The 21864-nt window shown below is 71.5% G+C and carries 20 protein-coding genes; 7 read left to right on the top strand and 13 right to left on the bottom strand.

Annotated elements, in window-relative coordinates; all coding sequences use genetic code 11:
* The first annotated feature begins 150 nt into the window (after positions 1-150).
* Positions 151-3630 (top strand): TM0106 family RecB-like putative nuclease, encoded by a 3480-nt coding sequence (locus E9228_RS04185; protein WP_341849762.1) that lies wholly within the window; start codon positions 151-153, stop codon positions 3628-3630.
* Positions 3631-3643: 13 nt separating this feature from the next.
* Here the strand turns inward: E9228_RS04185 and E9228_RS04180 are convergent, their stop codons facing one another.
* From E9228_RS04180 to E9228_RS04160, 5 genes are all read right to left on the bottom strand, one after another.
* A complete protein-coding gene (locus E9228_RS04180) occupies positions 3644-4297 on the bottom strand; it encodes a GPP34 family phosphoprotein (RefSeq protein WP_166779279.1) in 654 nt (217 codons plus the stop codon).
* A gap of 2 nt (positions 4298-4299) precedes the next feature.
* Positions 4300-4728: an SseB family protein gene (locus E9228_RS04175; RefSeq protein ID WP_166779278.1), complete on the bottom strand. Its 429-nt coding sequence runs from the start codon at positions 4726-4728 to the stop codon at positions 4300-4302.
* Between the two features lie 87 nt (positions 4729-4815).
* A complete protein-coding gene (locus tag E9228_RS04170) occupies positions 4816-5598 on the bottom strand; it encodes a GOLPH3/VPS74 family protein (protein WP_166779277.1) in 783 nt (260 codons plus the stop codon).
* 118 nt (positions 5599-5716) lie between these two features.
* Positions 5717-6532: an SDR family oxidoreductase gene (locus tag E9228_RS04165; RefSeq protein ID WP_166779276.1), complete on the bottom strand. Its 816-nt coding sequence runs from the start codon at positions 6530-6532 to the stop codon at positions 5717-5719.
* A gap of 162 nt (positions 6533-6694) precedes the next feature.
* Positions 6695-7456: an HNH endonuclease family protein gene (locus E9228_RS04160; RefSeq protein ID WP_166779275.1), complete on the bottom strand. Its 762-nt coding sequence runs from the start codon at positions 7454-7456 to the stop codon at positions 6695-6697.
* Positions 7457-7558: 102 nt separating this feature from the next.
* On the opposite strand from E9228_RS04160, the gene E9228_RS04155 reads away from it, so the two are divergent.
* A complete protein-coding gene (locus E9228_RS04155; protein WP_208385463.1) occupies positions 7559-8338 on the top strand; it encodes an aldo/keto reductase in 780 nt (259 codons plus the stop codon).
* 26 nt (positions 8339-8364) lie between these two features.
* Here the strand turns inward: E9228_RS04155 and E9228_RS04150 are convergent, their stop codons facing one another.
* The gene (locus E9228_RS04150; RefSeq protein ID WP_166779274.1) at positions 8365-11673 is read right to left on the bottom strand and encodes an SNF2-related protein; all 3309 of its coding nucleotides are present in this window, start codon (positions 11671-11673) and stop codon (positions 8365-8367) included.
* A 161-nt stretch (positions 11674-11834) separates the two neighbouring features.
* On the opposite strand from E9228_RS04150, the gene E9228_RS04145 reads away from it, so the two are divergent.
* Positions 11835-12278 carry a BLUF domain-containing protein gene (locus tag E9228_RS04145; RefSeq protein ID WP_252727544.1) on the top strand — a complete coding sequence of 148 codons (444 nt, stop codon included), beginning with the start codon at positions 11835-11837 and terminating at the stop codon, positions 12276-12278.
* Between the two features lie 139 nt (positions 12279-12417).
* Here the strand turns inward: E9228_RS04145 and E9228_RS04140 are convergent, their stop codons facing one another.
* The 3 genes from E9228_RS04140 to E9228_RS04130 all read right to left on the bottom strand — a co-directional run bounded on the left by E9228_RS04140 (position 12418) and on the right by E9228_RS04130 (position 15069).
* The gene (locus tag E9228_RS04140; RefSeq protein WP_166779273.1) at positions 12418-13071 is read right to left on the bottom strand and encodes a hypothetical protein; all 654 of its coding nucleotides are present in this window, start codon (positions 13069-13071) and stop codon (positions 12418-12420) included.
* A gap of 146 nt (positions 13072-13217) precedes the next feature.
* Positions 13218-14624 carry an amino acid permease gene (locus tag E9228_RS04135; RefSeq protein WP_166779272.1) on the bottom strand — a complete coding sequence of 469 codons (1407 nt, stop codon included), beginning with the start codon at positions 14622-14624 and terminating at the stop codon, positions 13218-13220.
* Positions 14625-14733: 109 nt separating this feature from the next.
* Positions 14734-15069 (bottom strand): hypothetical protein, encoded by a 336-nt coding sequence (locus E9228_RS04130; RefSeq protein WP_166779271.1) that lies wholly within the window; start codon positions 15067-15069, stop codon positions 14734-14736.
* 98 nt (positions 15070-15167) lie between these two features.
* Between E9228_RS04130 and E9228_RS04125 the strand changes: the two genes are divergently transcribed.
* Entirely contained in the window at positions 15168-15584 is a 417-nt protein-coding gene (locus E9228_RS04125; protein ID WP_166779270.1) for a DUF6264 family protein, read from the top strand.
* A gap of 92 nt (positions 15585-15676) precedes the next feature.
* Positions 15677-16117 (top strand): hypothetical protein, encoded by a 441-nt coding sequence (locus E9228_RS04120; protein WP_166779269.1) that lies wholly within the window; start codon positions 15677-15679, stop codon positions 16115-16117.
* A gap of 48 nt (positions 16118-16165) precedes the next feature.
* Here the strand turns inward: E9228_RS04120 and E9228_RS04115 are convergent, their stop codons facing one another.
* Positions 16166-16786 (bottom strand): hypothetical protein, encoded by a 621-nt coding sequence (locus E9228_RS04115; RefSeq protein WP_166779268.1) that lies wholly within the window; start codon positions 16784-16786, stop codon positions 16166-16168.
* 159 nt (positions 16787-16945) lie between these two features.
* Between E9228_RS04115 and E9228_RS04110 the strand changes: the two genes are divergently transcribed.
* Entirely contained in the window at positions 16946-17914 is a 969-nt protein-coding gene (locus E9228_RS04110; RefSeq protein ID WP_166779267.1) for an ADP-ribosylglycohydrolase family protein, read from the top strand.
* A 49-nt stretch (positions 17915-17963) separates the two neighbouring features.
* On the opposite strand, the gene E9228_RS04105 is transcribed toward E9228_RS04110, so the two are convergent.
* On the bottom strand, positions 17964-19418 hold the full coding sequence (locus E9228_RS04105) for an APC family permease (RefSeq protein WP_166779266.1): 1455 nt from the start codon (positions 19416-19418) through the stop codon (positions 17964-17966).
* A 96-nt stretch (positions 19419-19514) separates the two neighbouring features.
* Here E9228_RS04105 and E9228_RS04100 point away from each other — a divergent pair, with 96 nt between their 5' ends.
* Positions 19515-19949 (top strand): DUF6892 domain-containing protein, encoded by a 435-nt coding sequence (locus tag E9228_RS04100; protein ID WP_166779265.1) that lies wholly within the window; start codon positions 19515-19517, stop codon positions 19947-19949.
* Positions 19950-20024: 75 nt separating this feature from the next.
* On the opposite strand, the gene E9228_RS04095 is transcribed toward E9228_RS04100, so the two are convergent.
* Together E9228_RS04095 and E9228_RS04090 are read right to left on the bottom strand one after the other, a co-directional pair.
* On the bottom strand, positions 20025-20648 hold the full coding sequence (locus E9228_RS04095; RefSeq protein ID WP_166779264.1) for a uracil-DNA glycosylase family protein: 624 nt from the start codon (positions 20646-20648) through the stop codon (positions 20025-20027).
* A gap of 11 nt (positions 20649-20659) precedes the next feature.
* Entirely contained in the window at positions 20660-21859 is a 1200-nt protein-coding gene (locus tag E9228_RS04090) for a glycosyltransferase (RefSeq protein ID WP_166779263.1), read from the bottom strand.
* Between the last annotated feature and the right edge of the window lie 5 nt (positions 21860-21864).

Genomic DNA, 21864 nt, shown 5'->3' with positions numbered 1-21864 from the left:
GTTGCATTGAAATGTCAGCGAACACTAGCATCGCCGAACCGGCTCGCTACGGGGCCCGGGTCCATCGGGGCGCGGCGACCGGGCTGTGGCGGCGTCGGCGGCCGGCCCTAGAGTTCGGGGGCACCAACGACACCGACAGCAGGGAGCGCAGTGCAGATCACCGAGGACGGCCGAGCCCTGCTCAGCCCGAGCGACCTCACCACGTGGGCGACCTGCGAGTGGGCGTTCCTCCGCCGCCTCGACGCCAAGCTCGGCCGCGGCGAACCCCTGCCCGACGAGCACGACGACATGCTCGATCGGACGGCCCGCCTGGGGGACCAGCACGAGCTGGACTACCTCGAGATCCTCAAGCAGTCCCACGACGTGGTGGAGTTCGACCGTCCGGCCCCTCCGCAGTACCGGGAAGCCGCAGCGGCAGCGCTCCAGGCCATGCGCGACGGCGCCGACGTCCTGTACCAACCGACGTTCCACAGCGACGACTTCATCGGCTTCGCGGACTTCATCATCCGCAACGACCGCGGCGAGTACGAGGTCTACGACACCAAGCTCGCTCGGCACGCCAAGATCAGCGCCCTGCTGCAGCTCGCCGCCTACGCCGAGCAGATGCGCGCGCACGGCATCCCGACCGGGCAGCAGGTGCACCTGGTCCTCGGCGACCGCACCACGACCACGCACGACCTGGCCGACATCGTGCCGGTGTACCGCACGCAGCGGGCCGAGCTGATCCGGGTGATCGCCGAGCGCATGGCCGCGGACGAGCCGATGCAGTGGGGCGACCCCCGGTACTCCAGCTGCGGCCGGTGCGCCGCTTGCCAGCAGGAGGTGCAGCGACACCGCGACCTGGTCCTCGTCGCCGGCATGCGCCTGGACCAGCTGACGAAGCTGATCCGGCAGGGAGTGCGCTCGATCGACGACCTGGCGGTCAGGACCGCACCGGTGGCAACCATGTCGAAGACGACGCTGGACCGTCTGGTGCGGCAGGCGAGCCTCCAGATCGAGACGGAGCGCGCAGCCAACCGCAGCGACGTTGCCAGCCCGAACCGCGGGCCGGCCTTCGATGTCCTGGACGCACGGGCCCTCGACGCCATCCCCGCAGCCGATCCCGGCGACGTCTTCTTCGACTTCGAGGGCGACCCCCTGCACACTGAGGACGGCGTGCACTGGGGCCTCGACTACCTGTTCGGCCTCGTCGACGACCAGGCCGACTTCCGGGCGTTCTGGGCACACACGATCCGCGACGAGCGACAGGCGCTGTTGGACTTCCTCGCGTTCATCGCAGACCGCCGTCAGCAGTACCCGGACTTGCACATCTACCACTACGCCGCGTACGAGCGGACGCACCTGCTGTCCCTCGCGGCCCGGCACGGGGTGGGGGAGGACGCGGTCGACGACCTGCTGCGCGCCGGCGTCCTCGTCGACCTGTACCCGATCGTGCGGAAGGCCCTGGTCGTCGGCAGCCGCAGCTACTCGATCAAGAAGCTCGAGCCGCTGTACATGGGCGACGACCTGCGCCTGAGCGACGTGACGAACGCCGCCGACAGCATCACCGCCTACGTCGACGCCATCACCGAACTCCGCACCGGCGACGCCGTCGCGGGGCAGCGGCAGCTCGACCAGGTCGCCGACTACAACGCCTACGACTGCCGGTCGACGCTGCGCCTGCGGGATTGGTTGCTGGGCCTCCGCGCCGAGCACGCGCCCGACGCGACGACGACGGTCGAGCTGGAGGGTCTGCCGCCCCTCCCGGTCGAGCGTGAGCCGAACCCGGTGTACGTCGCGCTCGCCGCCGAGACGGCGGACGTTGACGCCCTCGACCGCACACCCGACCAGACCGCGCTGGCGCTCGCCGCAGCCGCCATCGACTACCACCGCCGCGAGGCGAAGACCTTCTGGCAGGACCACTTCGACCGGCTCCGCAATCCCGTCGACGAGTGGGCCGACACCCGGGACGTCCTGGTCGTGGAGCGCGCGTCCGTTGAGCGTGACTGGGCGACGCTGCCGCGCGCCCGCGCGCTGTCCCGGGAGATCCGGATGTCGGGGACGCTCGCGCCCGGCTCGCGGCTCCGGCCAGGAGGCTCGCCCCACCTCGTCTACGACGACCCACTCCCGGCGTCGATCACCGCCCCCGGACCCGGCTCGAAGGGCGCCACCGACCGCGCCACGATCCTGGAGGTGTGGGACAACGGCGACGCCACCGAGGTACTCCTCCTCGAACGCATGCCGGTCGGCGGGGGAGAGCCCCACGCGGACTTCCCGGTCGCGCTCGCGCCCTCGTCGCCGCCCAGGGCGAAGCCGCAGCCCGAGGCGATCGCGGAGTGGGGCGCCGAGGTGCTCGACGCCCTGCCCGAGATGCTGCCCGACCCGGCACTCGACCTCCTCCGACGGGTGCCGCCGCGCGGGACCCTCGCGCCGGTCGTGGGGGACGACACGGTGGGCGCGGTGGTGGCGACCCTGCTGGGGCTGGACCGGTCGTACCTGGCGATCCAAGGGCCTCCCGGCACCGGCAAGACGTACGTCGGGTCGAACGTCGTCGCGAAGCTCGTGCGTGAGCACGGGTGGCGGGTCGGCGTCGTCGGGCAGTCGCACGCGACGAGCGAGAACTTCCTCGACGCGGTCATCGCCGCCGGCGTGCCGGCCGACCGGGTGGTGAAGCAGCCGAAGAGCGGCGCCGACCCCGAGGATGTCGAGGCCGCCGAGTGGACGCCCGTGAAGAACGGTGCGGCGATCGCGGCGTTCCTGCAGTCCTGGTCGGACAGCGGCACCGGGGGAGTCGTCGGCGGGACGGCGTGGACCTTCGCGAACGAGTCGACCATTGGCCGGCACTCCCTGGACCTGCTCGTCGTCGACGAGGCGGGCCAGTTCTCCCTCGCGCCGACGATCGCCTCCGCCATCGCCGCCACACGCCTGCTGCTCCTCGGCGACCCGCAGCAGCTGCCGCAGGTGTCGCAGGGCTCGCACCCGGAGCCGGTCGACGAGTCCGCGCTCGGCTGGCTGGCGGACGGGGAGCACATGCTGCCGCCGGAGTTCGGCTACTTCCTCGCCCGGACCCGGCGGATGGAGCCGGCCCTGACCGCGGCGGTGTCGGGGTTGTCCTACGACGGGCAGCTCGCGTCGATGGTGTCCGGGCGGCACCTCGACGGGATCGAGCCCGGCGTCCACCCGGTGCCGGTCGTGCACGCGGGGAACACGACCTCGTCGCCGGAGGAAGCGGCGCAGGTCGTCGCCCTCGTCGCCGACGTCGTCGGCCGCACCTGGACCGACGATCGCGGCACGCGTCAGTTGACCGACGAGGACGTCATCGTCGTCGCGCCCTACAACGCGCAGGGTGCGGTCATCCGGGATGCTCTCGACCGAGCGGGGTTCCGCGGGACGCAGGTCGGGACCGTGGACCTGTTCCAGGGCCGGGAGGCGGTGGTCTCGATCACCTCGCTGGCCGCGTCCTCCGCGGCGGACATCCCACGCGGACTCGACTTCCTGCTCATGCCGAACCGGCTGAACGTGGCGCTGTCGCGGGCGAAGTGGGCTGCGTACCTCGTGCACTCGCCGGCGTTGACCACCGCGCTGCCACCGTCGATCCCGGGGCTGGCGTTGTTGTCGCGGTTCATCGAGCTGGTCGCGCCGCGGGGCTGACGCGTTCGCGGCCTCAGCTCGAGCTGGCCGCCGCCCCCGCGGCACCGGCGGCAGCCGTCGCTGCAGCCTGCCGGCTCTGCACGACCGTCTTGACCGCGCCGGCCACCCAGTCGCCGTCGGTCAGTGCCTTGACGCGCTGCCGGTCGACCTTGCCGAACTGCGCACGCAGCGTGTTCGTGGCGTTGAGCAGCCCGACGAGTGCCACCGCGAACGGCGAGGGCGCGACGCCGAAGTGCAGGACGTCGCCGATCTCGCCACGCAGGAGCTTCGCGTGCCCGCCGTCCCGCTCGGGCCAGCGTGTGGACGGGAAGATCCCGAGGACCCGGTGCTCCTGCCGGGTGACGAGCCCGCTGTCGACGAGCCCGGCGAGCACGGCCTCCCGCAGCGCACCGTTCGCGTTCCGGGACACCCAGGACGACGGCCGTCGGGGCGAGGGCGCGAGGTCGATCTGTTCCTTCATCCCGTCGATCACCGGCTCGCCGACGGGGGCGGACTTCGCCGCGATCACCTTGCGGCCGTCGAACTGCAGCAGCCCGCGGAGGGCCAGGTCGCCGAGGACGGCGCCGGCAGCACCGGGGTCGAAGGTCTGCGTCGAGGTGGCGAGCTTGCCGTCCGGACGCAGGAGCAGCAGCGCGTACGCCTGCGGCAGGGTGAGGTCGCCGGACACGGTCAGTCCTCGTCAGCCTCGGGCGGCACGCCGCCGATGCCGGCACGCAGTCCGGCGACGACGTCGGCCTGCAGGAAGTTCGCCGCTTCGGCGCTGGTCGGGTCGACGACGATCCCGAAGTCCTCGGGCAGTGCGGTGACGAGTTCGGCCATCGGCATGGCGCGTGCCTCCAACCCCGGGAGGCTCGTCGCCAGTTCGGCAGGATCGGTGAAGACCGGCACGAACTGACGGTCGCGGATGACGACGTGGGCGACGCTGCCGTCCTCGGGCTCACCGCTCGTACCGGCGGCCTTCCACGGCACCCAGGCAGCGCTGCCGAGGAAGCCCTCCGCCGATTCGCCCATCCGTCGGCGGAGCGCACCGGCGTTGTCGGGTCCGGTGTTCTCGGCTCCGGGACCGAAGCCGGACCCTGTCGTTCCGTTGGCGCTCATCGCGTTCCCCTCCACGGTCGTGTCACCGGCCATGCTGCCACGCAACCGGATCCGCACGGGCGGGGCGCGCCTCCCGTTCGGAAGCGGTCAGTCCCCACCGCCACCACCGCCGTCGCCCCCGCCGTCGCCACCGCTGTCCCCGCCGCCACCGTCGCCGCCGTGGTGACCGCCGCCGTCGGAACCGCCGAACGACGAGTCTCCGCCGTCGGAGCCGCTGGCGATGAACCCACCGCCGGCGAACCCGTCGCCCCTCGACTGCGTCTGCTTGACGACGATCCGCACTGCTGCTGCGACCCAGTCGTCGCCGGTGATCGAGCGCACTCGCGCCCGGTCGTGCGTCCCGAACTGCCGACGGAGGGTACGGGTGGACCGGAGCAGTCCGATCAGCGCGGTGGTGAACGGTGTCGGGGGAGCCTGTCCTCGGAGGACGGCATCGACCTCGGCACGCAGCGCCCGTGTGGGTCGGGGGTCGCGCTCGGGCCACAGGACCGAGGGGAAGAACGCGAGCGCTCGGCCCGGCTCGCGCCCGAGGACGCCTCGGGTGACGAGGCCGCCGAGCACGGAGTCCCGGAGTGCCCGGTCGGCCAGCCGCGAGACCCACGTGGCGGGCTGTCGCGGCGAGGGCGCTGCCTCGAGGAACGTCGTGAACCCGTCGAGCGTCGGTTCGCCGATCGGCGGGGCCTTCGCGACGGCGACACGGCCATGATCGAGGGTGACGTGCCCTCGGAGGGCCAGGTCGCCGAGTGCGGCTCCGGCCAGGCCGAGGTCGAACACCGTGCCGGTGGTCGTGATCCGACCCTCGGGCGAGATGAGGAGGAGCGCCAGCGCCTCCGGCAACGTGAGCTGGCCGACCTCTGTTCCACGGTCCATCTGCATCGCGTTCCCCCCACGCTCGTGACAGCGGCCATGCTGCCACGGAGGCGGGGCGGAACGGGCGGGGCGCGCCTCCCGTCAGGAAGGCGCGCCCCGGGGGCACGGACCGCGAGGGTCAGTACTTGGCGGACTGCCCGCCGTCGATCGGGACGACCGCTGCGTTGATGTAGGACGCGTCGTCGGACAGCAGGAAGGCGACGACCGCGGCGATCTCGGGTGCCTCGCCGTAGCGCTTGGTCGGGTTGATCTGGATGAACTCCTCGGCGGCCTTCCGCGGGTTCACCGGGTCGATCTGCTTCATCGAGTTCTCGACCATCGGCGTCCAGATGGCGCCCGGTGCGATCGCGTTGATGCGGATGCCGAACTCGCCGTACTCGACGGCGGAGTTGCGGGTCAGGCCGACGACGCCGTGCTTGGCGGCCGCGTAGCCGGACTGGTTGCCGACGCCACGGATGCCGCCGACGCTCGCGGTGTTGACGACCATGCCGGAGCCCTGCTCGCGCATCACGGCGAGGACCTTCTCGAGGCCCAGGAACACGCCGCGGAGGTTGATCGAGACGACCTTGTCGAACTCGGCGGCGGTGAACGACTCGGTGAGGTTCTGCTTGCCCTCGATGCCGGCGTTGTTGAAGAAGCCGTCGATGCGGCCGAAGCGCTCGACCGTGGCGGCGACGTACTCCTCGACCTGGGCCTCGTCGGACACGTCGGCGATCGTGGTGAGGACCTCGGCGGTGGGCGCGACCTCGAGGACGGCGGCCTTCGTCGCGTCGAGGCCCTGCTCGGAGACGTCGACGAGGGCGAGCTTCGCGCCCTCGGTGGCCAGGCGGACGGCGGTCGCGCGGCCGAGGCCGGAGCCGCCGCCGGTGATGAGGACGACGCGGTCGGCGAAGCGGGTGCTGGTGCTGGTGCTGGTGGAGCTGGTGTCGGTCATGTGGTGGAGGCCTCCTGCGGTCTTCGACGATGAAGGGCTCGGGGTCCGGGGAGCGTGCGTGTCACGGCGCGGCGCTGAGCGGCGAGTCCGGTCCGACGGGCGTCCGCCGGACAGGACTTACGCTACAGGTGTTGCCTGACTGTGAGCGGTGCGCTCGGCTCGTCAGCAGGCGCTCAGGACCCGCACCATCGCGTCCCGCTCGGCCGGCACGACGCACAGCCGGTACTTCGCCTTCACCGTGACCTGGTGTTCGACGTACTCGCATCGGAAGCCCTTGGCGGCGGGCAGCCAGGTCGCGGCGTCGCCCGAGCGCTTCTGGGAGTTCGAGTGTCCGTCGACCGCGAACAGGTTCTCCGGGTCGTTCGCGAGTGCCTGACGCTCGGCCTGGGTGAGTTGCTGCGCTCCGGTGCGCCACGCGTTCTCGAGGGCGACGACGTGGTCGATCTGTACGAGGGTGGACGTCGTGTTCCCACGGACGAACGCGATCGCTCCGCCGGTGTACGGCGAGACGAGGTCGCCGGAAACCACCTTGCACGGGCCCTGCCGGACGATGTCGGTCAGGTCGCGGGCCAGGACGTCGTTGCGGGTGTCGCAGCCGTTGTGGTCGACGTCGAGCCAGGCGGTGCCGAAGTCTGCCTCTCGGTCGTACCCGGTCGCGGGTGCCTTGCCCTTCACCGGCAGGGCGGCGAGCGTCGCGCGGGCAGCGGCGGCCGCCCGACTGGAGGCACGGGTCGGCCCCGGCGTGGCGGTCGACGTGGTCGCGCTGGTGCTGGTGCTGGTGGCGCTGGTGCTGCTGCTGGCGCTCGCGTCCGCTCCGGAGGAGAGCGCGCCGGACGAGTACAGCGCCCACACCCCCACCGCGATGACGAGCGTGACGATCGAGGACTGGACGGTGGCGCGGGTACGGCGTCGGCGGTGCGTCATGTTCGGTGGTGCTCCTGGTGGTGCTCGGTGGGACCCGTCGATCCTGCCGGAGGCCGCCGACACCCTGGGACGCACGCGCCGCGGTCCGCGTAGGCAGGAGCGATGACCGACTACGCACAACCGTCCGTGCCCGTCACCGGAGGCTCGATGCCGCTCCTCGGCTTCGGCACCTGGCAGATCGAGGAGCCCGACGCTCCCGCCGCGGTCGCCGCCGCCCTCGAGGCCGGCTACCGCCACATCGACACCGCGACCGGCTACCGCAACCAGCGCGGTGTCGGCAAGGCCATCGCCGACTCCGGCCTGGCACGCGAGGACCTCTTCATCACGACGAAGCTGCCGCCGGACAACGCCGACCGCGTCCGCGAGACGATCGAGGAGAGCCTCGACCAGCTGGGTATCGACCACCTGGACCTGTGGCTCATCCACTGGCCGCCGAGTGGTGGGGCCAGCCCGGACGTGTGGCAGCAGCTCGTCGAGGCGCAGCAGGCCGGCCTGACGAGGGCGATCGGGGTCAGCAACTACTCGCTCGACCAGATCGACGAGCTCATCCAGGCGACGGGTGCGACCCCGGCCGTGAACCAGATCCGCTGGAGCCCCGTCGAGTTCGACCGCACGGTGGCCGACGGACTGCGCGACCGTGGTGTGGTCCTCGAGGGCTACAGCCCGTTCAAGGCGAGCAACCTGCAGGACCCGACGCTCGTGGAGATCGCCGAGGCTCACGAAGCAGATGCCGCGCAGGTCATCGTCGCCTGGCACGTCGCTCACCAGTTCGTCGTCATCCCGAAGTCGTCGAACCCGGACCGCATCCGGTCGAACGCTGCCGGCGCCACCCTCGAGCTGAGCGCCGACGAGATCGCCCGGATCGACGGCCTGGCTGCCTGACCCGCCCAGCGCGGCTCGCCACAGGGTCAGGCCAGCAGCGACCGGATGTCCTCGGCGCTCAACCCCTCGGCGAACAGCGCGTCGTCGTCGATCATCGTGGCGAACAGCTGGGCCTTCCGCTGCGCCAGCGCGAGCACCTTCTCCTCGATGGTGTCCTCGGCGATGAGCCGCTCGACCGTGACGGACCGGGTCTGCCCGATGCGGTGCGTCCGGTCGACGGCCTGGTTCTCGGCGGCGGGGTTCCACCACGGGTCGAGGACGAACACCGTGTCCGCCTCGGTCAGGGTGAGCCCGAACCCACCGGCCTTCAGCGAGATGAGGAACGCCGGCGCAGTGCCGTTCCGGAAGCGGTCGATGACGACTCCGCGTCGCCGGGTGGAGCCGTCGAGGTACTCGTAGGCGACACCGCGATCATCGAGCGCGGTGGAGACCATCTTGAGGAACGAGGTGAACTGGCTGAACACCAGCGCCCGTCGTCCCTCGGCCGCCAGGGTCTCGAGTTCGTCGAGGAGCAGGTCGAGCTTGGCGCTGGGGACGTCCCCGTGGTCGTCGGACACGAGCGCGGGGGAGAGCGCGAGCATCCGGAGCAGGGTCAGCGAGCGGAAGACGATCATCCGGTTGCGGTCCAGGTCGTCGACGAGGTCCAGGACCTTCAGCCGCTCCCGGTTCAGGGTCTTCTCGTACAGGTCGCGGTGCGCCGGGTCGAGCGTGACCCGGACGACCTGTTCGACCTTCTCGGGCAGGTCAGCGGCGACGCTCTCCTTCGTCCGTCGGAGCATGAGCGGCCGGATGCGTCGCCGGAGTCGGTCCGTTAGTTCCTTGCGTGCGGCTCCGCGGAGCTCGGGAGAGGCCAGCGGCTTGACGTAGTCGTCACCGAACCGTGTCCACGACGACAGCAGCCCGGGGGCGACGACCGCGAACAGCGCCCAGAGGTCGGCGAGCCCGTTCTCGAGCGGTGTCCCGGTGATGGCGATCTTGACGGGGGCACGGAGTTCGGCGGCGACGCGGTGGGTCTGCGACCGCGGGTTCTTGACGAATTGCGCCTCGTCGAGCAGCAGTGCCGACCAGCTCAGGTCGAGGTACGCGGGCGCATCGAGCCGGAGCAGGGCGTACGAGGTGACGACGACGTCCGAGGCGGCTGCGGTCCGCGCGACCCGCGCCGGGTCCTTCAGCGAGGTGCCGGCGATCGTGGTGACCCGCAGCGTCGGCACGAACTTCGCCGCCTCGTCCGCCCAGTTGCCGACGACTGAGGTCGGTGCGACGACGAGGAAGGGTGGCGCCTCCGGATCGGCGGCCCGTCGGTCGGCGATCATCGCGAGTGCCTGCAGGGTCTTGCCGAGCCCCATGTCGTCGGCCAGCACTCCGCCGACGCCGTGCTCGACCAGGAACGTCAGCCACGCGTAGCCGTCGCGCTGGTACGGGCGGAGGTCGGCGTGCACGGTCTCGGGCACGACGGCGTCGGCTGGTGCGGTGGCGTCGAGCAGACGGGAGGCGATCTCCTTCCACCGCTCGTCGTGCTCGGTCTCGTCGGCGAGCTGGTCGAACTCCGACCAGAGCGCGGCGCGGTACGGCGTCACGGTGAGCGGCTGCTCGGGCTCCCACTCGTCGAGTTCACGGGCTTCCTCGATGACCTCTTTCAAGCGGTCGAACGCGGGGTCGGCGAGCGACAGGTAGGAGTTGTCGACGAGCTTCATCCGTCGGTCGCGCTTGGCGAGGGCCCGGAGCAGCGGCGTGAACGGGACCTCCTTGCCGTTCACGCTGACGAAGATCCCGAGGTCGAACCAGTCGTGCTTGTCCGACGGCATCGTCGTGACACGGATGTGCGGCCGTCCGGTCAGGCGCTCGTAGTCGACCCGCTCGCCCTGCACGACCACGCGGACACCGAGTGCAGGGAGTGCCGGCAGCAACTCGTTCGCCAGTACGGCGACGTCGGCTCCGTCGATGGTCCCGTCCTGGAACCACTCGAGTCCGCCACCCGGGCCGGGAGGCTCGGACGCCTCCGTCTCGTCGTCCGCCGCGAGCACGCTGCCGAGCTCCGGCAGCGGGCCGTGCAGCGAGACGGGGTCCTTCCGCCCGTCGACGCTCCAGCGCCACTGCAGGTGCGCCCGGTCGTCGGTCCGCGGCGCGCGTGCCGGTTCGAACGTGACGGTGAGCACGAGTTCCGGGGGTGTGCGTTCCGGCAGCTCGAGCGAGCCGTCGGAACTGACGAGCCCGAGTGAACCCCGGAGCTTCGGGGACCAGTCGGCCAGGAACTCGTCGACCTCGTCCGCGGGGACCGTGATCCGCGCGGCCTCGACGAGCATCCGCCGCTGGTCCTCGGGCACGGGTGCGGGCGTCGGGGCGAGCGTGACGTCGAATTCCGGCGACTCGCGGAACGCGTACACGCCGTGGTCCCCGACGACCCGTGCGGTGCCCTCGGCGAGCGGTCGCCCGTCGATCACCGCGCTCGCGCCGATCAGCAGCCCGTCGGCGGTCCGGACCGCGTCGAGCAGGACCCGTGCATCGACGCCGAGGTCGACCCCGCCCTCCCGTTTGCCCGTGACGAACGCGATGCCGAGCGGCTCCGCCTGTCGCAGCAGCGGCCAGAGCAGCGGGCTGCGGAAGTCGTCGAGGTGGATCCAGTCGCTCTCGCCGGGCAACCCCGCGAGCACACCGGCGCGGTGCAGCGCCGCGAACTGCATGAACCACGCGTGCTGGTCCGGCTCGAGTCCGAGCCGGTTCATGGAGTAGGGGAGGGCACCCCAGGTCAACTGCCCGCGGACCCAGTTGCCGGCCGCGCTGCGACTGACCGGGCGGACCCCGAGCCGAACGGCCCGGCTGGCGACCGGCATGGTCCGTCCCGCGGCACGGGCACGCCCGGCGAGTCGGGCCGGAACCGCATCGCGGAGTTCGAACTGGAGGCCCATCCCACCGGTCGCGGGCGCGGTACCGGAGCGGGTGGTCTCGTCGTCGTCACCGGCGAGACGGGCGAGGTCGCGCCTCCAGTCCGGGGTCGGCGGGGTCGGTTCCTGGGTGCGGGGGCCAGCCTGCGCGGCGAGGGCACGCGCGTTGATGGTGAGGAGCGCTGCGGCGACGTGCTTGCACTCGCCGCCGAGCGGACAGGTGCAGCGGCTGCGGACCGGGCGCACGAACTCGCCACGGGCGATGGTCGTCTCGACCTGGACGTCGTACGGGTCGTCGGCGCTGCCGCTGACCGTCGCGGCGATCGTGCCGTCCTCGTGCCAGGTGGCGTTCTCGACCAGGCCGGCGCGGACGACGTCACGGGCGCGCCCGAAGGTCTGCGGCCCGACGAAGCGGATGACGTCGACGGCGTCGATCATCGGGGCTGCTGGCACAGGGCCATGGTGCCAGTCCCCGCCGACGCTTGCCGTCCGGACCCGTCGTGCACGCCGGCTAGCAGTTCGCCGATGACCTGTCCGGCGCTTCGTCCGGATCGGGTCAGGCCCGTTCGGGGGCTGGCCGGAAGGCGCGTTGGTGAGACATCATCGTCACCATCATGCTGCAGTCACTCGTCTACATGAGCTCGGCGACCCAGCCGTTCGACGACGCCGCCCTCGATGAGGTCCTCGCCTACTCGCGCGAGCGGAACACCGCCGACGGCCTCACCGGGATGCTCGTGCACCGCTCCGGTCGGTTCATGCAACTCCTGGAGGGTCCGCACGACGCTGTCATCAGCACCTACGGCCGGATCGTGGCAGACCCGCGGCACGACGAGGTCCGACTGCTGGTCGAGGAGTCGATCCACACGCGGCGGTTCCCGGAGTGGACGATGGCGTTCGACCGCGACGAGCAGGTCGAGCCGCCCGAGGGGTTCAACGAGTTCCTGACCTCCGGCGACGTCAGCGCCGACGCGAGCCGTGCGCGCGAACTGCTGCGCTGGTTCCGCAACCACCCGATGGCGGCCCCGACGGCGTCGCTCGGCAAGCACCGGCGCGACTGAGACCAGGGCCTTCCGTGGCCCCGCACGACGAAGCCCGCCGGACCTGGTCCGGCGGGCTTCGTCGTCGTCGCTGTGGATCCGGCGACCCGGTGGCGCGACTCGCTCCTGGTCCGGCGGCTGCGCCGGACCAGGACGGACGTCACTTGATGGACCAGGCTCCGTCGGCGTCGACCTCGATCACCGACGGCCCGCGCAGGAACGCCGCCGTGCCGGAGAACGGCCCGAACTCGTTGATGATGCCCTCGGGGTAGCGGTAGTCCTGGTCCAACTGCGTCTGGTCGATGGCGAAGTAGTCGTCCGATCGGGTCGTGACCCGCAGGGTCTTGGCCTTCCCGCCGTACAGGAACACGTGGTCCCCGCGCCCCGTCTTCGTGAGGAACGGCGCGCGCGACACCTGCTTGATCGTGATGGTCCAGCGCGCCGAGGCCGACACCCGGATCGCGCGGGTCGGCGTGTCCGTCGTCGACAGCCCGTAGGCGGTGGTCCCCGCGTAGGAGCCAGACTCGTACACATCACCGTCGAAGTTCCGGTGGTTGCCCTTGTCGAGGGTCTCGATCGAGAACTCGGAGTACTCGGAACCGGAGGACTTCGCGATCAAGATCCCCGTCGTCGCGGCGGCCGGCAGCGGGAACACCCGAGGACCGGAACCGGATCGGGTGAAGCTCGTGAAGGTCGGGTACGCCTTCTTGTAGGGAGTGGTGTCGCCGGTGCGTGCCTGTGCCGGCCCGGCGCCGATGGTGGACATGGTGACGGCGGCGATGACGATGCCGGTGATGACTGCGATGCGGCGCAACGGATTCCCCTTTGATGGATGCTCACCTGATTGTGGTGGGCGACCTGGGTCTCCGGGAGGCCCCGTCCGAGGGGTCCCAGCCACCCGAGGGGTGCCAGCCACCTGAGCGGCGGTCCCCGGTGCAGTCGCCGTCCGTCTGCCGCAGGTCAGCGGGCCAGCTTGCTGTGCTTCCGGGAGTACCCGAAGTACACACCGAGGCCGATCGCGAACCAGACCGCGAAGCGCACCCACGTCTCCCACTGCAGGAACGACACGAGCCAGAGGGACGCGAGCACGCCGATGGCCGGCACGATCGGCATGAACGGCAGCCGGAACTGCCGGTCGAGATCGGGCTGCCGGTAGCGGAGCACGATGACCGCGGTGCAGACGACGACGAACGCCAGCAGGATGCCGATGTTGGTGAGTTCGGCGACGACCCCGATCGGCAGCAGCCCGGCCAGGACGGCCGATGCGATGCCGAGGATCCATGTCACCCGGGTCGGCACGTGGCGCTTCGGGTCGGTCTTCGCGAACCACTTCGGCATGAGGCCGTCGCGGCTCATCGAGAACCAGACGCGCGAGGCGCCGAGCATGAAGGTCACCAACACCGTGATGATGCCGATGATGGCCCCGATCGCGATGACGTTCGCGACACCGCCGAGGCCGACGGAGGCGAACGCGGACGAGAACCCGGAGGCGGGGTCGATGTCCTTGTAGTCCTGCATACCGGTGAGGACGAGGGTCGCCAGCACGTACAGGACCATCGAGATGCCGAGGGACAGCAGGATCGCCTTCGGCATGTGCTTGCGGGCGTCGGTGGACTCCTCGGCGGCCGTCGACATCGCGTCGTAGCCGAACACGGCGAAGAAGACGGTGGCGGCACCGGTCATCACGCCGCCGAACCCGAACGGGAAGTACGGCGAGTAGTTCGCGCTGTTGATGTGGAACACGCCGAGCACGACGATCAGGACGACGAGCGCGACCTTGATGCCGACCGCGACGAACTCGAAGCGGGCGGCGCTCCGGATGCCGCGGGTCAGGACGAACGCGGTGAGCAGGCAGAGCGCGATCGCGAAGACGTCGACCACGTGCCCGTCGCCGGTGCCCGGAGCGCCGAGCATCCAGGCGGGCAGGTCGATGCCGAACTGGCCGACCAGGAAGCCCACGTACCCGGAGATGCCGATCGCGACCACCGCCACGATCGCCGTGTACTCGAGCAGCAGGTCCCAGCCGATGAACCAGCCGACGATCTCGCCGAGCACCGCGTAGCCGTAGGTGTACGCGCTGCCGGCCTTGGGGATGAGTCCGGCGAACTCGGCGTACGACAGGGCGGCCGCGGCGCTGGCGACACCGGCGACGAGGAACGAGATGAGGACCGCGGGCCCGGCGACGCCGTTCGCCACCGTGCCGGCGAGAGTGAAGATGCCGGCGCCGATGATGCCGCCGATGCCGATCGCGGTGAGCTGCCAGAGGCCGAGGTGGCGCTTGAGGCCGCCCTCGCCCTCAGGATCGTCGTCGATCGTGTCGATCGGCTTCCGTCGGAACAGGGTCGAGGGGTTCGGCGTCGTTGCCATGCGGCCATCCTGCACCCGATCCGACGGAACGGTACCGGTCGTTCCGGGTGCATCGAGTCGGACCTGTGGCGTGCCTCCCGGCAGACTCAGCCGGCCGGGCGACAGACCGTCAGCGACGCGCGTACGGCCACCAGAACGGCGGCGGCAACGCCCCGCCGGTGAGGATGACGAGCCCCTGGTAGGCGAGCATGCCGACCCCGAGCAGGCCGAGCACGGCGGCGGACCACGCCCAGCGGCGGGCGGCCCGGTGACGGCGGTTGCGACCGATCGTGATCGCCCGCCACGAGGACAGCAGTCCGAGACCGCCGAAGAGGAAGCCGATCGCCAGGTGTCGGCCGACGGCCTCGGCCGGCAGGATCAGGCCCTGCAGGAAGGCGAAACCGCCGAGCAGCAGGGCTGCCGTGGCGGGGGCGGCCGGGGGTTCGTGGTCGCGTGCGCGGGCCATGTCCCGACCGTACCGGGAACGCGCGCGTACGGGAGGAGGCACGATGGGCACATGCGTTCCGACCTCTCCGTCCTGGCCCACACGGCGCGAGGTCGCTGGTGACACGCGCGGACGGCGACGGACCGGTCGGTCCGGCAACGGCGGTCGGCCGGGAGGCACGGGCCGGCCTGCGCGGCGGTCGCCGCGTCGCCGACGTGGTCGCGTCCGTCGCCCTGCTGCTGATCGGAGCGGTCACGACCGTCGTCGCGGGGCGGGGGATCCAGTTCATGGCCCTGTCGTTCGGGTCGTGCGACGCGCCCGGCAACCGGTGCGACGAGGGGCTCGGCGGCACGGTCGTGACGCTCGGTCCGGTCCTCGTGGCGGTGGTGTTCCTCGTCACCCTCGTGCTGTGCGTGCTCCGACTGGTGCGGCGACGCCTGACCTGGCCGGTGGCGCTCCTCGGGCTCGGGGTCGTCGTGGCGGTCTTCGTCGTGGCGCGGCTGCTCGCCGGCGGGGCGGTCTCGATCGGGATCTGAACGCTCCTGCACAGGGCGGGCCGCGGGCGTCGTCGTCCACAGAGCCGCGCTCCGGGGCACTGGGGAGCGGGGCCGGCGGCGACGCTGGAGGCATGCCAGACACCGACGTGCTCGAGCGACTCGAGCGAACCGCAGTCCGTACCGACGACGACGTGGTGGACCTCGTCGTCGCCCTCCTCGAGAAGCCCGTCCGACGGCAGTGCTGGGTGCTGTTCCTCAGCGAGCGCGGCATCCCGGTGCAACTCGTGCTGCCCGTCGCCGACCTGCCCTACCAACCCGACGACCAGGTCGACGACTTCGGCGCCCTGGTCGAGGACGTCGTGCGACAGGTCGCCGCAGCCGAGGTCGTGCTCGCCTGGGAACGCCCGGGCGCCACCGGGCTGTTCCCCGTCGACTGGGAGTGGGTGGACGCGATGGCCTGCACCCTCGACGAGCACGGCGTCCGGCTGCGCGGCCAGGTCGTGGTGCACGACGACGGTGCGTCGATGGTGGAGCTCGACGACGACGAGCCGGTCACCGCGGCGGCGGCGTGACGTCCGCGACAGCGGTGGGCCGGTCAGCGCTGGTCAGCGCAGCCCTGGTCAGCCTTGGGGCGCGGTGTCGGGGACGGTCTCGCCGGTCAGTCCCTCGACGACACGCTTGGCCGTCGGCCAGTACTTGGCGTAGTGGTCGGGGTCCGCGTTCACCTGGACCGCGTGTGCCATCTGCGTCGGGGTCATCGTCTTCCAGCCGGGGACCTTGACGAGCTTGGCGTAGAACATCGACGCCGCCGTGTACGGGTCCATCCGTTGCTCGTAGGTGCCCCAGGCGCCGTTGTCCCGCTGCTGGAAGATGCCGCGGCTGTCCGGGCCGACCGCGTCACCACGGTCCAGGTTCACCAGACCGGACTCGCCGATCGCGGTCATCACGCCGACCGCCTGGGTGTGCGGCCCGATGCCGAGTTCGCGGGCGGCACGGATGACCTGTGCGGCGTTCACCAGGCGGTCCTGGCAGAAGCCGCCGATCGGCCCCGCCGGCACCACGATGCCGTCGACGGTCTGCGACGCAGCCGCCGGGCAGGTCAGCGCTCGGGGGGTGGCGGCGGACGAAGCCAGCCCGCTCAGCGAGTTGACCGCGACGACGATCAGGACGATCACACCGATGACCGCTGCGACCACACCGACGCCGAACACCGACGCGAGTGCGATGCCGGCACGGCGCATGGTGCGGTCCTTCGTCGGGTCGGTGGCGGTGGGGGGACCGGCGGAGCCGGAAGTCGTCCGGAGCGTGTCCGGTACGACGAGGCTAAGCGGTCCGGCTGGACGACACACGTGCCGACATGCCCCCGGTTCACGGCACTAGCGTGGAGCGCGGAGGGAACGATGGACACAGCGATGCAGGACCGGGCGCTCGGCGCCGTGCTGGCGAGTGCGTGCGGGGACGCACTGGGGGCGCCCTACGAGTTCGGCCCCGCACTGGCCTCCGACCAGCCCGTGGAGATGCGCGGCGGGGGACCGTTCGGGTGGGAGCCGGGGGAGTGGACCGACGACACGAGCATGGCGATCCCGGTGCTCGAAGCGGTCGCGAACGGTGCCCGCTGGAACGAAGCACGGACGCACGGACGTCTGCTGGCGGCCTGGTCCGACTGGGCGCAGGACGCCCCGGACGTCGGCGCACAGACCCGTTCGGTGCTCGGCCGGATGTCCGCCAACACCGAGGACGCCGCCAAGTCCGCCGCCCGTGCGGTCCACGAGCAGAACGGGCAGTCGGCGGGCAACGGGTCGCTGATGCGGACGACGCCGCTCGTGCTCGGGTTCCTCGGCGACGGCGGGAAGAAGCCCCTGGCGACCGCCGCCCGACGCGTCAGCGACCTCACGCACCACGAGGACGACGCCGGTGACGCCTGCGTCCTCTGGACCGTGGCGATCCGGCACGCGATCCGTCGTGGCCGGCTCGACGTCCGCCGCGGTGTGCCGATGCTGCCGCGGGAGCGCCGGTCCCTGTGGCTCGACCGGATCACCGAAGCCGAGTCCTCCGCACCCGAGGACCACACCGCCCGCAACGGGTGGGTCGTCGCGTCGCTGCAGGCCGCGGTCGCCGCGATCACCCTCGGCGACGGCGTGGTCGACACCCTCGAACGCGCGGTCCGAGGCGGCGGGGACACCGACACCGTCGCAGCGATCACCGGTGGTCTGGCCGGGGCGCTCGCCGGGGCATCGGCCCTGCCCGAGCAGTGGACCGTCCTGGTGCACGGGTGGCCCGGCAAACGACTCGACTGGGTGCGGGCGCTCGCCGTCCGTGCACTGGAGCGGACGCCGGGACCCCTCGGGATGCCAGCCCGCCGGAGCTGACACCCCGCCGGAGCTGACACCCCGCTGCCCCGTCTCCGGCGGTGCGGGGTCAGTTGTCGTGGTCCTCCCGGTCCCGCTGCACGGCCGTCGGCTCGGTCACGACACCGGTCGGCGCCTTCTCGGTCGCCTTCCGGCCGTGGGTGAACCACGTCACCACCCAGAGCACGATGCCGAGCGCCAGCAGCGCGCCGGCGATCTGGTACTGCTCCCACGCGCGGCCGGACGAGAACGGCAGCACCAGCCACAGACAGGCGACGACACCGATGACCGGGATCACGACGCCGGCCGTGAAGTGCCGGTGGCCGACCCGGTCGCGGCGCAGCACCAGCACCGAGGTGTTCACCACGGCGAACACCGCGAGCAGCAGCAGTGACGTGGTTCCGCCCAGGATCACCACGATCGGCGACTCCGGGTCGAGCGACACCCAGCCGATCAGCGCGAGCGAGATCAGGGTCGTGAAGACGATGGCGTTCGACGGGGTGCGGCGGGTGGGGGAGACGCGGCCGAGGAAGCCCGGCAGCACGCCCTGCTTGCTCATGCCGTACAGCAGCCGCGACGCCATCATCATGTTGATCAGCGCGGTGTTGGCGACGGCGAACATCGAGATGAACGGCAGGACGGCACCGATCGGGAAGTCCGGCGCAGCGGTCTGCACGACGGTCACCAGCGGCGTCTCGTTGCCGGCGAGCTCACCGATCGGCACGACGGCCACGGCGCAGATCGACACCAGCACGTAGATCACGGCGGTGATGCCCAGGCCGGTGAGCATCACGCGGGGGAAGATCCGCGAGGGGTCCTTCGTCTCCTCGGCCATGTTCACCGAGTCCTCGAACCCGACCATGGCGAAGAACGCCAGGGACGTCGCCGTCGAGATGCTCAGCAGCAGGCTCTTGTCCTCGGGTGTGTCGAACATCACCACCCGCGAGAAGTCCGCGTTGCCACCGGCGATCGCCGTGAAGCCGACCAGGATCACGAGCACCAGACCGGACAGCTCGACGAGGGTGAGCACCACGTTGGTCTTCACGCTCTCGCTGACACCACGGAAGTTCACGGCCATCACCGCCAGCATGAAGCCCATCGCGATGAGCATCACGACCGTGTTCGGCAGCTCGAGTCCGAAGCCGACGCCGAGGTTCGCGGCGAACGCGCGGGACGCCGTCGACGCCGAGGTGATGCCGGAGCACATCACGATGAACGTCACGATGAAGGTGACGAAGTGGACGCCGAACGCCTTGTGCACGTAGAGCGCCGCACCCGCCGTCTGCGGGTACTTCGTCACGAGCTCCAGGTACGAGAACGCCGTGAGCAGCGCCACCGAGAAGGCGATGAGGAACGGCAGCCACGCGGCACCGCCGACCTCGGCCGCCACCTGCCCGGTGAGGGCGTAGACGCCGGTGCCGAGGATGTCCCCGACGATGAACAACAGCAGGAGTTTCGGACCGATCACACGGCGGAGTTCCGTCTGCTGTCCCGGTTCGCGCTCGGTCTTCGTCGTGGTCGCCATGCATCACCCTGTTCCTGCCGGACCGTTCCTGTCCAGTCCCACAGCAAATTCGTTCGACTCGGGCAGGCCCAGCGGGGGGTCGATACGCTGCCCTGCATGGACGAGGAGTCGACGACCACCGAAGAACCGATCGAGTTCGCGGACTTCAACGCGAAGCTGCTCGTCCTCGACGTGCTCTGCTACGACCTGGACGTCATCGAGCCCTACGACGGCGACGATGACGACGAGGACGCGGTGGTCGACGACGAGGACGTGGACGGCCAGGACGACCGGGCGCGTGAGTACTACGACGACCTCGACCTGCTGCCGTCGCAGCTCGACCTGGTCACCGAACTGACCGTCGACACGGACCTCGAGATCCTGCAGGACCTGCACCCCGGGTGGGACGGCTCCGACGACCGCTACGACCCGCAGAACTGGGACGACCTCGTCGACCTGCCGTCCCTGCGGGTCGTCTACGCCGCGGCCCCGCTGCCGGCGCACGTGTCGGACGCGCTCGCCGCGAAGGGCGTCGAGGTCCGGTCGGCCTGACCGTCGCTGTCGCTGTCGCTGTCGCTGTCGCTGTCGCTGTCGCTGGCGCCGCGGACATCCCGCGGTCGGGCGAGGTCAGCGCAGGGCGGCGAGCTGCTGGGTGAACTGCGTCGCCCCGCCCTGTGCCGGGTGTCGCACCGCGATCGCGTCGATCCCCGCACTCGCGAGCGCACCCTGCGCCTTCCGGCCGACGGCGACGAAGCGGCGAGCACCGACCGCCTCGGCCAGCGCGAGCGCGACCGGAGCACCGTCGCGCACCTCGGCAGGACGCGGTGTCCGGTTCGTCAGCCGGTCCGGCGCGACGAACGGGTGGTGCGGGAACACGGCCCACAGCACCGGCAGCGGACCGTGCCAGCCGCCGAGCGCCGCATGCACGACGCGGGACGACGCCTCCCACGGAGCCGTCGGGTCGGGCGGCCGCGCGAAGGGCACGTCGGCGAACAACCCGTCGGGGGCCTGCAGCTCGCGCATGCTCGTGAACGGGACGCCGGTGTTCGTCATGCCGCGCCAGCCCGGGGCCTCCGCGACGAGGATCGTGTCCGCCTCCGGCCCGAACCGCTGCAGGTAGCGGTCGAGGTTCGCCCGCCGCAGTGCGCCCCCGTCGTCCCTGCCGTCGAACAGCGCCTCCGCGTCTGCCGCCGCCGGGACGGCGTCGAGCGCGTCCCAGAAGGCACCGAGGTCGAGCGGCGGCTGCGACACGAGCGGCTCCGTCAGCGTCCGAGGACCCGCAGGTAGACCTGCTCGAGTCCGGCCGCCGACCGCTCCCAGCTGAGCCGCTCGGCGTGCTCACGCCCGGCGGACGCCAGGGCGGCGGCGTACTCCGGCTCGGTCAGGATGCGTTGGATCTCGGACGCCCAGACCGCCGGGTCGCGGGACTCGAGGACGACCCCGGTCTCCCCGTCGACCACGGCTTCGCGGAGGCCCCCGGCAGCGGCGGCCACGACGGGCACCCCGGACGCGGAGCCCTCGAGCGCCACCAGGCCGTACGTCTCGGAGTGCGACGGCACCAGCACCGCCGCCGCCCGGCGGAACAGGAACGCCAGGTCGGCGCGCGACTGCGGCCCGATGAAGGTGACCCGGTCGGCGATGCCCCGCGACTCGGCGAGCCGACGCAGCTCGGTCACGTGGTCGCCCGCTTCGCTCGAGGCGTCACCGGCGATGACGAGGGTGGGCCGGGCCTCCTGGTCGATGCCGGCGATGGCCTCGATCGCCAGGTCGAGCCCCTTCAGGGGCTGCACGCGTGCCGCCGCGACGACGTACGGCGCCACGGCGCGGCGCGCGCCGGCGCTGGCCGGGCGGAACACCGAACCGTCGACGCCCGGCGGCACGATCCAGACACGCGCGGGGTCGCCGCCGAGCCGGGCACGGACGGTCTCGGCCTCGGACTCGCTGACCACGACGACGGCGTCCGACCGGCGGGCGAGGCGTTCTTCACCGGCCATGCGTCCGGCGGACTCGGGCCGTTCGCCCTCGGACAGGGGCGTGGCGCTGTCGGCGGCGATCGAGTGGAACGACTGGACGTGCGGGATGCCACGGTCGCGGGCGACGGGCAGTGCGGCGGCACCGGAGAACCAGTGGTGCGAGTGCAGGACGTCGAACGGCCCGAGCCCGGCCAGCCCGCGGCGGAACGGTTCGATGAAGGCGTCGTGTTCGCCCTTCGGGACCGGCTCGGCAGGACCGGCCGACAGGAAGCGCAGGCACACACCGGGCACGAGGGCGACGGAGTCCGGCTGCGTCGGCGCCGAGCGGCGGGTGATGATGTCGACCTGGTGGCCGCGGTCGGCCAGCGCCTCGGCCTGGTGGCGGACGACGACGTTCATGCCGCCGACCTCGCCGGATCCGGGCTCGTCGCCGGGGGAGGTGTGCAACGAGACCAGCCCGATGCGCAACGGTTCGGTCGTGGTGCTCACCGGCC

It is taken from the genome of Curtobacterium salicis (genome assembly GCF_011759505.1).
Classification (GTDB): Bacteria; Actinomycetota; Actinomycetes; order Actinomycetales; family Microbacteriaceae; genus Curtobacterium; species Curtobacterium salicis.
This window is presented reverse-complemented; position numbering and strand designations above follow the sequence as displayed.

Coding starts and splice junctions, on each gene's coding strand:
- E9228_RS04175 (WP_166779278.1), bottom strand. CDS start 4,728: ATGAGCGCCAACGGAACGACAGGGTCCGGCTTCGGTCCCGGAGCCGAG.
- E9228_RS04170 (WP_166779277.1), bottom strand. CDS start 5,598: ATGGACCGTGGAACAGAGGTCGGCCAGCTCACGTTGCCGGAGGCGCTG.
- E9228_RS04165 (WP_166779276.1), bottom strand. CDS start 6,532: ATGACCGACACCAGCTCCACCAGCACCAGCACCAGCACCCGCTTCGCC.
- E9228_RS04160 (WP_166779275.1), bottom strand. CDS start 7,456: ATGACGCACCGCCGACGCCGTACCCGCGCCACCGTCCAGTCCTCGATC.
- E9228_RS04155 (WP_208385463.1), top strand. CDS start 7,559: ATGACCGACTACGCACAACCGTCCGTGCCCGTCACCGGAGGCTCGATG.
- E9228_RS04145 (WP_252727544.1), top strand. CDS start 11,835: ATGCTGCAGTCACTCGTCTACATGAGCTCGGCGACCCAGCCGTTCGAC.
- E9228_RS04135 (WP_166779272.1), bottom strand. CDS start 14,624: ATGGCAACGACGCCGAACCCCTCGACCCTGTTCCGACGGAAGCCGATC.
- E9228_RS04130 (WP_166779271.1), bottom strand. CDS start 15,069: ATGGCCCGCGCACGCGACCACGAACCCCCGGCCGCCCCCGCCACGGCA.
- E9228_RS04120 (WP_166779269.1), top strand. CDS start 15,677: ATGCCAGACACCGACGTGCTCGAGCGACTCGAGCGAACCGCAGTCCGT.
- E9228_RS04115 (WP_166779268.1), bottom strand. CDS start 16,786: ATGCGCCGTGCCGGCATCGCACTCGCGTCGGTGTTCGGCGTCGGTGTG.
- E9228_RS04110 (WP_166779267.1), top strand. CDS start 16,946: ATGGACACAGCGATGCAGGACCGGGCGCTCGGCGCCGTGCTGGCGAGT.
- E9228_RS04105 (WP_166779266.1), bottom strand. CDS start 19,418: ATGGCGACCACGACGAAGACCGAGCGCGAACCGGGACAGCAGACGGAA.
- E9228_RS04100 (WP_166779265.1), top strand. CDS start 19,515: ATGGACGAGGAGTCGACGACCACCGAAGAACCGATCGAGTTCGCGGAC.